At 35.6% G+C, this 9473-nt stretch carries 9 protein-coding genes; 5 read left to right on the top strand and 4 right to left on the bottom strand.

The genetic code is table 11. From position 1 onward, the window contains the following. Window positions 1-653 precede the first annotated feature (653 nt). A complete protein-coding gene (locus tag FTU79_RS15725; RefSeq protein WP_373685668.1) occupies window positions 654-1517 on the bottom strand; it encodes a hypothetical protein in 864 nt (287 codons plus the stop codon). A 2100-nt stretch (window positions 1518-3617) separates the two neighbouring features. Here FTU79_RS15725 and repM point away from each other — a divergent pair. Together repM and FTU79_RS15715 are read left to right on the top strand one after the other, a co-directional pair. Further along, window positions 3618-4559: a replication initiation protein RepM gene (gene repM, locus FTU79_RS15720; protein ID WP_180051293.1), complete on the top strand. Its 942-nt coding sequence runs from the start codon at window positions 3618-3620 to the stop codon at window positions 4557-4559. A gap of 63 nt (window positions 4560-4622) precedes the next feature. Beyond that, on the top strand, window positions 4623-5174 hold the full coding sequence (locus FTU79_RS15715) for a plasmid replication DNA-binding protein (protein WP_180051290.1): 552 nt from the start codon (window positions 4623-4625) through the stop codon (window positions 5172-5174). 229 nt (window positions 5175-5403) lie between these two features. On the opposite strand, the gene tet(39) is transcribed toward FTU79_RS15715, so the two are convergent. Beyond that, window positions 5404-6591 (bottom strand): tetracycline efflux MFS transporter Tet(39), encoded by a 1188-nt coding sequence (tet(39), locus tag FTU79_RS15710; protein ID WP_004856455.1) that lies wholly within the window; start codon window positions 6589-6591, stop codon window positions 5404-5406. Between the two features lie 65 nt (window positions 6592-6656). Here tet(39) and FTU79_RS15705 point away from each other — a divergent pair, with 65 nt between their 5' ends. Next, window positions 6657-7298, top strand: coding sequence for a TetR/AcrR family transcriptional regulator C-terminal domain-containing protein (locus tag FTU79_RS15705; RefSeq protein ID WP_004787586.1), 642 nt, complete (start codon window positions 6657-6659; stop codon window positions 7296-7298). 534 nt (window positions 7299-7832) lie between these two features. Here the strand turns inward: FTU79_RS15705 and FTU79_RS15700 are convergent. After that, the gene (locus tag FTU79_RS15700) at window positions 7833-8147 is read right to left on the bottom strand and encodes a hypothetical protein (RefSeq protein WP_058971764.1); all 315 of its coding nucleotides are present in this window, start codon (window positions 8145-8147) and stop codon (window positions 7833-7835) included. Between the two features lie 138 nt (window positions 8148-8285). Then, complete coding sequence (locus FTU79_RS15695) at window positions 8286-8546, bottom strand: hypothetical protein (protein ID WP_068976015.1); 261 nt, start codon at window positions 8544-8546, stop codon at window positions 8286-8288. 166 nt (window positions 8547-8712) lie between these two features. Here FTU79_RS15695 and FTU79_RS15690 point away from each other — a divergent pair, with 166 nt between their 5' ends. Both FTU79_RS15690 and nadS read left to right on the top strand, forming a co-directional pair. After that, window positions 8713-9033, top strand: coding sequence for a type II toxin-antitoxin system RelE/ParE family toxin (locus FTU79_RS15690; protein WP_058971762.1), 321 nt, complete (start codon window positions 8713-8715; stop codon window positions 9031-9033). Continuing rightward, the gene (gene nadS, locus FTU79_RS15685; protein ID WP_000369781.1) at window positions 9026-9298 is read left to right on the top strand and encodes a NadS family protein; all 273 of its coding nucleotides are present in this window, start codon (window positions 9026-9028) and stop codon (window positions 9296-9298) included. Before FTU79_RS15690 ends, nadS begins: the two co-directional genes overlap by 8 nt. The last annotated feature ends 175 nt before the right edge of the window (window positions 9299-9473 follow it).

Here is a 9473-nt window from a genome sequence, read left to right as displayed (position 1 = left end):
TATGGCTCTATTTCCTGGCTTATGTTATTGGCTATTTCTGATTAACCTAAAAGATAAGAAATCAAAGAATATTGAATAAACCATTGCATAGAGATTCTTAAATTTCCCTAAAATTAACATAATACACGTTATACGAAAGGCCCTATTTACGGGCCTTTTAATCATCTGATTAACATAAAATCTCTTATACGCAGAGCATCTGTTAGAACCCATTTAAAGTGTCTATATTCTCACCAATAAAAATCTCTAGTTTATGATGGTTTTTCTACACTTACTTTCAAATAACTTAAGTAAACACATGATATATAAAAATTATTATTTTTTTTTACTGAAATGATATACATGGTTTGCTGAAAATATATACATACCACAAATTTAGAATCTAGAAAAAAATGTACGACAAGGGTTTTTTGGAAGGGTTTTGATGTACGACAGGGGTTAAATTTGGTACGACAGGGGTTAAATTTGGTACGACAGGGGTTAAATTTGGTACGACAGGGGTTTTTTTTATGTTTCTAAGATCTGAATTGTTGATATTTTTACTGAAAAGCCTGTACATGATAAAAAAATAATTTATTAAAATCAAATGCCTAAAAAATAAAAAGAGTAGAATCTTTGATTTAAATGGCCACTTAAATATTCCAACTCTTTCATTAATTTGACTCGCTAAAGGCCTCATATTTATGAAACATCAATGCTTCATTGAAACTTGAAACAAGTCTTTTTGACTTGATTTTGTAGGGTGGGACAATCAGCTCAATCGGTGACTTTCGATTGAAATAAGAAATGTACCACTTAGGAACATTACGATTTAAATCAAAAATGCATTGCCTTACACCTCTGAAACCGCATAAGCCCCACATTTTTTGTAATTCTTTTTTCACAGCCTCATCCTGCACTTGAGGTTTCTTTTGATTTTGTTGTTGTTTCTTAAAAATATCTGTTAGCTGTATTTTTTTTAATGCCATAAATTCCTTATGAAGTCTCCACGTCCATCCCTGTGCCTTATTTTGCGGGATGTTCTTTTGCTTACGTTGCTCTAAGGTATATGGGATTTGAATAAGCTCATAGACTGGAACTGACTCCAATTTATCTTTTGCAGATTTAAGGAGTAATGGATTAGCAACACTCATATAAAACATGCGGTTTTTTCTATCTAAAACAGAGAAAAAATTATCAAGCTCCGACTTTTCAAGCTGATATGAACTTTTCAGCACCTCACTACAATTCAAAGCAATTGGCCGCATCTCCACTGGCATCGTACAAAGTAAGCAAAGTCGAACCTTTTCTGCCATGTACAAACTTTGGTTCAGTAAAACCACTAAATCTACAACCGGCATTAACTTTTGCTGCATCCGGTAATTCCGCTGCCGAGCAGTCTGATCAAGAACATAACGCTTTTTCAGCTTTTCAATAATACTTTCAGCTTTAGCCAATGGCACATCAAATTGACAATAATACTGTGCGCCTAGACTAACTTTATCCAAAATAGATGCTAAAAATTCATCGGTTTTCACACAAAAATAAATCATCGAAATACACTTGAATATTGGTAATCCTGTCGGAAAATTTAGCACATTTTTATAGAAATAACGTAATTCTATCGGAAGCATTGTAATAAAAGGTTTTCAAGCCTGCGAAGCAGGCTCATTTTCACATGATGGTACTTGAATAAATGGTTGTTCCTTGCGATTTGCATTTCATTGGAATTTTGCTATTCTGATCTTGTTAAAATTGATTCATTTTTAATTTCTAAAATTAAAAACAGTTTTAGCCGTCATCCGAGCGCCAATCGGAGTATCACCATATCTTTATGCAACAGGATTGCAGTGAAATTTTCACTCTCCATGTTTGCTGTCTTTTTAAATCGTTTGAAATTTTCAGATAACTGCGTCTGCGGGGAAGTTTTGCCTTTTTTTTGATTGGCGACTTACCACCGCCAATCTGACGTTTTTTACACTATCAAACTGAAAGAGAACCTAACCAACTCTTGATCGGTGAAGCTGCATGCTGGGGAAACCTCGCTGGTGCGGTTACGAAGGGGGCTAAAGAGTGAAATTCTCTTTTTCTACCCAATCTACGAAAGTTGTTGGGCGACACGGAAACGGATCTCATAGTGATATGAGCAGTCCGGTTTTAATTGAAGGTGAGCAATAGACTACATGGATGGTAGTTGAGCGTTAATAACCCTTGTTTTGCATGAGTAATTTTGCAATGCAGGCTGCACTGGTGGGCTGTGATGATAGAGAAAAACTATCCGTCATTGGGATGAGAACCATCCACGAATGACAGGCACTCGAAAATACATAATCGAGGTTTACTGGATAGCTTAAGCCAGTAACGGCAAAATGAGTAAAACCTCAATTTTGCTGTGCAGATAATTTTGATAGCACGATAAATCTAAAAAGTTTTTAGCCAACCTATAAATGGGTTCTTGGAACAACTACCCATGAAATGGCAGGAAGATGAAGATTTAGGCGAGTGTCACGAATAAAACTTGAGCGAAAGCAAGAAGTCGGGCATCAAAATGGCGATTAAAACTAACGTGGGAAGTTCGCTAAAGATTTGTTTATTTAATTCTTTTAGTTGGTGACTGTAAGATTTAAACAAAAAATTGGTGGATGGGAGAGTAGTTGAAAGTAAAGCGACTTAGGACTTAGGTCGGGAGCATATTGTTCAAGCGAATAAAAACGTGAGCGCAATAATGAGTAATGAAAGACTACACCGGTAAATAGTTTGATATGTAAAAAAATAGTAGTTGTGGTGACTACATTGAGTTGGTAGCTCAAAAAAAGAGTTTGATCGAAATTTCAAAAATTTAAACTCTAGTTTTTGCCTAAAAAACAGAAACTCAAAAGATCCCACTGACTTTTAAAAGTCAGTGGGTTTCCATAACGTCCTCATTTGCGTTTTAAGCATGTTTTCATATTAGATATAGGATTCATTGGTAATCAGTGAAAAAATCGCAAATACCCCCATTTTTTTACTTCTAATCGCTATCCCAGAGCGAGTGTCTACGAGCGAACATCAAAAAGTTGCGCCTAGACTCCCTAAAAAACAGTTTTTAAAAACTCAAATCATCCAAATTAATTGGATTAGTTGCATATTTTTGCATCTAGACCGAGCGAAGCGAGCAAAAAAATTTATGAGCGAAGCGAATTCCGAGTTTCTTTTTCTTTTTATTGAAGTCACAAGGAGATTAGGCAAAAAATTGCCCCTCGAATCGAGCGAAAGCGAGATTCAATAGAGTTTGAGCGTAGCGAAAACATAGGGCAATTTTTCATTCCTTTGTTTTTTAATTATTTTAATATTTTAAATACTTTTAACCCCCAACTAAACAATACTAATCAAACACTTACATTCCTATTAAAATAGGTTTATGCAGCAATTAAAATAGGTTTATGCAGCAATTAAAATAGGTTTATGCAGCAATTAAAATAGGTTTATGCAGCAATTAACTAGGTTTAGTTAAAGCCTATTTTAAATAGTTTTTAGATATTGCTATTCAAAACAAATGAGGGTAAATTATATCCATAAATATATTAGAGTTTTTAAGGCTATCGCTTTAAAAAAATGGGCTAATCCATGATTAGATTTAACTTGCCTATGGATAAAAAATGAAAAAATCTATTAATAAAGGTTATCCAATGGGCGATTTAGTTGTTAAATCAAATGATTTGATTAATGCATCTTATAATTTAGGTGTTGTTGAACAAAGGTTATTACTTCTATGCATTATTGCTGCACGAAAAAAGAAAGCACAACTATCTCCATCTGATATGTTCTATATACATGCTTCTGAATACATCCAACAATTTAATGTAGATCGTAGTGTTGCATATCGCGCATTAGCTGAAGGGATCAAAGGAATTTATGATTCTGAAATTAAATTAAATTCTCCTAATTCCAAAAAGAGGATTAACATTAGATGGTGTTGGAAAGCTGAGTATGATGAAGATAATGCAACAGTCGGAATAGCGTTTACAGAGGATGTAATTCCTCTGATTTCAGCACTAGAACAACGGTTCACATCATATGATATAGATCAAATCGCTAAATTAACGAGTAAATACGCAATACGCTTATACGAACTTATTATTTCATGGCGTTTGACCAATAAAACTCCTATCTACGAACTAGACGATTTCAGAAATAAACTTGGATTAGGTGTTACTGAATACAAGACGATGAGTAACTTTAATGCGAATGTATTAAATATCGCTGTTCAGCAAATTAACAAATTTACAGATATCAAAGTTAAGGTTAATAAGCATAAAAAAGGAGTAAAAATTTCAGGATTTTCATTTGAAATAAGTCAAAGAAAAGCTAAGCAACAAAGGAATTTATCTCAAGAGAATACCGATAAGTTCTACAAGCTTACAGATTCCCAAATACATATGTTTGGTAATCAATTATCTCGGGTGCCTGAACTTTCTAATTTAGCTGTAGAGGGCGAAAGCTATGAAGCCCTTGCTGTAAAGATAAAGAAAATGCTTAGAGAGCCAGAGCAGCAACGGCAATTTTTACCTCATCTAAAGAACTTAGGCTTTAAACCTTGAGCATATTAGTGAATACACTTATTGTATTCACTAATGCGTATCGTAAATACACAGCAATACACTATGAAAACAAGTACAAAATACAGTGTTAGTAATGCCGCAACACTGTATAAAAAATCTCGAGCTACACTCTATAAAGATATAAAAAACGGGGTATTAAGCCGTGATCATGATGGTTTTATCGACTTCTCGGAATTACTTCGCGTCTATGGTGAGCCTTTTGGTGGAAAACACTCAAAACGTCTCGATACGCCAAAAATACAAAATACGAATACACCTGAATACAATGAAAATACAGTTGTAGAACTCAAGAATCAGATTGAGTTTCTAAAGAAACAACTAGAAAAGGCAGAAGATCGGGAAGCAAAAGCTAATTCTCGCATTGACACACTCCTGACCCTGATTGAAATGAAACCATCCCAAGCCACTACAGCAAATAATCATCAATCTGAACCAGATATAGTGATAGATCCCAAAATAGAAACTAAACCTAAAGATGATGGATTAACTACTCTAGAGCAAACCGAAAATAAGCGAATTCCAGTGCCGGAGCACGTTGAACAGGAACCGGAAAAAAGAGGCTTTTGGAGCCGTTTTTTTAGACCCTATGATTAACCACGATTGTTTAACTGATATGAACAAAGTCGTGAAACATTGATCAAGTAATAGGCGTGGAACGTGATAAATCAAAGAAAAAGCCCAATCGGGAAGGATTGGGCTTTTTACATCAACATAAAACACTGAATTTTAAAGAGAAATGAAGAGCATTTCGTATAAGGTGTATTATGTTAATTTTAGATAAACTATAGAATCCATTAGTTTTTAAACCAATAAATTAAATATTTTATGGAACTCCAGAATATTTATTCAGGCGATACTTAAGCAATAAGGGTAGGGTGATTACATAAAGTATTGCAGCTAATGCCCATACCATTCCAGGAGCTGATGCCTGAGTCATAAAATAGAGGCTAGTAACTAATACAGGACCAATTATAGCCCCCAGACTATTAAAACTGCTTAATAGCCCTTGTAATTCACCTTGTCTTTCATCACTAATACCTCTGGACATCATTGCTTGCAAAGCAGGAACGGCTACTCCACCAAGGGCAAACAATGGTAACAACGCAAAAGGCACCCATTCTTCAACAGCAATAGATAAAAGAAGTAAACCAATTGCATCGCAAGCTATTCCACATAACAACGTATTTTTCTCTCCAAACCTCTTTACCATAGGGGCGATAGCAAAAGCCTGTGCAATAGAATGGCATATTCCATAACTAGCAAGGGAAACACCTGCAATAAATATACTCCAGCCATAACGATCCTGCCCATAGATAACCCATAAAGTTGCGGGGACTTGTGAAACCAATGTGATAATTAAAAAGATACCAAGCAATGGAGCCATATTAGGTTGAGTGATCAAATAGGATAATTTCTTTAATATTGATTGCTCCTGAACCTTCTCAGTCATTTTATTGCTGTGTTTTGATTCTTTTAATAAGACTGCTGTCATTATTAAATTAATCCCATTCATAAAAGCAGCAGCAAAGAACGGTGCATGTAAGTTCCATTCACCCAAAACTCCACCTATTACCGGACCCGCTATAAACCCAATACCAAAGACAGCTCCAAGGAGACCAAACCTTTTTGCACGCTCATGGGCTGGAGTAATATCTGAAACATAAGCTGTTGCAACAGCCATGTTGGCACCTGTAATTCCCGCAAAAATACGACCAATATATAGCCACAATAGAGAAGGAGCAGCAGCCATTAGGAGATAATCAGCCGTTGCACCAGCAATTGAAATAATTAATACAGGTCGACGTCCAAATCGGTCACTCAACGCTCCAAGGATAGGTGCAAAAATGAACTGCATCAGAGCATACACAGCTAATAAAGCACCATAGTGAACACCGCCTGCTTCAGCTCCAGCCAATGACCGTAATAATTCAGGCAAGATCGGCATAATTAAACCAATCCCAACAGCATCCAGAAATATAGTGATTAAAATCACGCTCAATGATTTCTTCACAAATGCCTTCTCTAGCAATGATAGAATTAATATTCTCTCACACACTCCCTATCAGTGATAGATTTATGAGTAAAAAAGATATTGCACCTCAACGTCTGACACGTGAAATAGTCCTGCGTACCGCATTGGATATGTTGAATGAAGAAGGCATAGATTCAATAACCACACGCAAGCTAGCTCAACGATTGGGTATTAAATCTCCAACTCTATATTGGCATTTCAAGAATAAATCCTTGTTAATGGAAGCAATGGCGGAAACCATTATAAATGAACACCATTTAGTTTCTTTACCCATCGATGGGATGACATGGCAAGATTGGTTGCTCGCTAATTCTGTAAGCTTTCGTCGAGCACTACTAGCTTACCGTGATGGTGCTCGTCTACATGCAAGAACTAGCCCCAGTCAAGGACATTTCAACACGATTGAGGCCCAAGTTGCGCTGTTATCTCATGCTGGGTTTTCTCCTGTTGAAGCAGTTGCATTACTTATGACATTAGGAAGGTTTATTGTTGGGTGGGTCCTTGAGGAGCAGCAAGAAGAAATAAGATCAGACCCACCATTCGAAGCCGATCCAACTATATATCCACTCATGCTCCAAGGAGTGAATACCTTACAAAATATGAATGCGGATGACATTTTTGAAAATGGGATTCGTATGGTGATTATCGGTGCTGAAAGACAACTTGATATTAAAATGCAAACTTAACTCTATACTGCTTTAAGCAACTGTTCTATTTAGTAATAAAGCTTTTATCCTTAATTATTTAACATAATAGAGGTTATACGAAATGCTTTTTAAAATATCTTTGTTTTTCATATAGTTAAAAAATTTCAACCGACCTCAAAAACAGTAAAAAGCTGACTTGGAAACAAGTCGGCTTTTTTATGCGCAGTTTTGATATATTCTGCCAATAAAATTGATCAATATTTAATCAAATTGTCATTTTTCTCTGCGTTATCAAGCCAGCGCTGGCTTAAATTATCCCCAATTTCTGCGGACAACTCTTGGGATAAAAATCCACCAATTTTGTACGCCTGAGCGCACATGAATTTAGGGGTTTTGCGGATATTCACAATCCCTTGTATTCAATATCATGAAGTCATAAGAGAACAGGACGTTCCGCAGAATAAAAATAAATAATCGCACAAGGATCGGCGGTACGACAGGAGTCATGCCAAGCGAACCAATACGAAAAAGCCCGACAGGATGTCGGGCTTTTTTATTGCCTGCATTTAAGATCTAATCAGTCTTAGCCAATTCATTTTGGTTGATAAGTTTAATCAGCGCATTTTGAACAAACTCATCAAGTTCAATCCCTTTTTCTTTTATGATGGTTTCTATCTTTGCTAGCGTTTCACTTTCTAATTCGAACTCGATTTCTGCTGATGTTTCCATGAGTAAATCATAGTTATTTTCGACCATCTTTTTAAAGGTTTCTTCTAGATCTTTTGTTGATGGAATATTGAAAGATAAGCGTAATGAGCTATTGATAATTTCAACATGGGTATACCCTAAATATTCAGTACTTTTTCCTACAAATCCTAAGTGCTTCATAAAAAACCTTCAATAAATATAGTAAAGAGCTGTCTAAATTAAGCCAGACTCTCTTTTACAAATTTTAGATCAGCAATAAATAACCGAATAACGCCCATTATGTTAATTTTAGAAAGTCTTCAAGCTCACCTTAAAGAATTAACCTACTAGAGGATGCTCTTTCATTAAATTCTGTATGTCATTTGGGTCATAACAACCACATAAGCCTAGAAGCACTACGTCTGATATCTCATCAATACAACAACCTGAAACGATTTGCATACGTTGATTTTTGTCATATCCAAAAACTGTATATGTCAAATCTTCATCATCAAAATGATCTTTACAGATTGAACAGCAATCAGGGTATTTCTTCAAAACCTTATCAATATCTTTTTGCTGAGTAACAGTAACGCTCATATAACAACTCAAATAACTTTTCTTGGCCATAATTTTACATCTATATTTTTCTGAATATCCTTTTATTTAGCATGATGGGCATTATTCGGAATGAGAGCGGACAACTCTCGTTTTTTGTTATGGAAACTGCTAAAATACAAGTACGCCATTGACGTACAAAGAGTCCATGTTATTTATTGAAACCAGCATCTTTACCAAGCAAATTAAAGACCTTGTATCTGATGAGGAATATCGTCAACTTCAGGAAGATCTTTTGGTACAGCCTGATAGAGGTGATCTAATCAAGAATGGCGGTGGTATTCGCAAAGTACGTTGTGCTCAAGGTAACAAAGGAAAAAGTGGTGGCATTCGGGTGATTTATTATTGGGTCACCGAGGATGATCAGATATTTTTCTTAGTGGCTTATCCAAAATCAGTGAAAGATAATTTAACAGATAAGGAAACAGCCATTCTGCGCCAACTCGTGAAGGAGCAATTTCATGGATAACAACTTATTTGATGACTTGGTTGCTTCAATCAAAGAAGCTGGAGCTATCAAACGTAAAGAAGTTAAAGCAAGTCGAGTTACAGAACTCGAACTACCAGATATTAAAGAAGTACGTGAAAAAACAGGCTTGAGCCAAAATGAGTTTGCTGCACGTCTGCATATTAGTCCTCGTACCCTGCAAAATTGGGAACAGGGACGACGCTATCCAACTGGACCAGCAGCTACATTGATTCGAATTTTAGATGCTCATCCAAGTCTTATTTAAAAAATTACTTAAAAAATGGGAGCTTAAGGCTCCCATTTTTAGATTCGTATAACGTGTATTATGTTAATTTTAGAAATAAGTCACCTATAAATTTTGCTTTTATATAAACGACTAAATTAGGTCTATTAGTAATACTCCCTAATAATTCATAATCATAATTCGTCTTTTTAATAGA

Origin of the sequence: Acinetobacter sp. YH12144 (genome assembly GCF_013418345.1) — a bacterium.
GTDB classification, from domain to species: Bacteria; Pseudomonadota; Gammaproteobacteria; order Pseudomonadales; family Moraxellaceae; genus Acinetobacter; species Acinetobacter amyesii.
This window is presented reverse-complemented; position numbering and strand designations above follow the sequence as displayed.

Bases quoted from the DNA above. Each gene is read 5' to 3' on its own strand.
- repM (WP_180051293.1), top strand. From the start codon at position 3,618: ATGAAAAAATCTATTAATAAAGGTTATCCAATGGGCGATTTAGTTGTT.
- FTU79_RS15715 (WP_180051290.1), top strand. From the start codon at position 4,623: ATGAAAACAAGTACAAAATACAGTGTTAGTAATGCCGCAACACTGTAT.
- FTU79_RS15705 (WP_004787586.1), top strand. From the start codon at position 6,657: ATGAGTAAAAAAGATATTGCACCTCAACGTCTGACACGTGAAATAGTC.
- FTU79_RS15700 (WP_058971764.1), bottom strand. From the start codon at position 8,147: ATGAAGCACTTAGGATTTGTAGGAAAAAGTACTGAATATTTAGGGTAT.
- FTU79_RS15695 (WP_068976015.1), bottom strand. From the start codon at position 8,546: ATGAGCGTTACTGTTACTCAGCAAAAAGATATTGATAAGGTTTTGAAG.
- FTU79_RS15690 (WP_058971762.1), top strand. From the start codon at position 8,713: ATGTTATTTATTGAAACCAGCATCTTTACCAAGCAAATTAAAGACCTT.
- nadS (WP_000369781.1), top strand. From the start codon at position 9,026: ATGGATAACAACTTATTTGATGACTTGGTTGCTTCAATCAAAGAAGCT.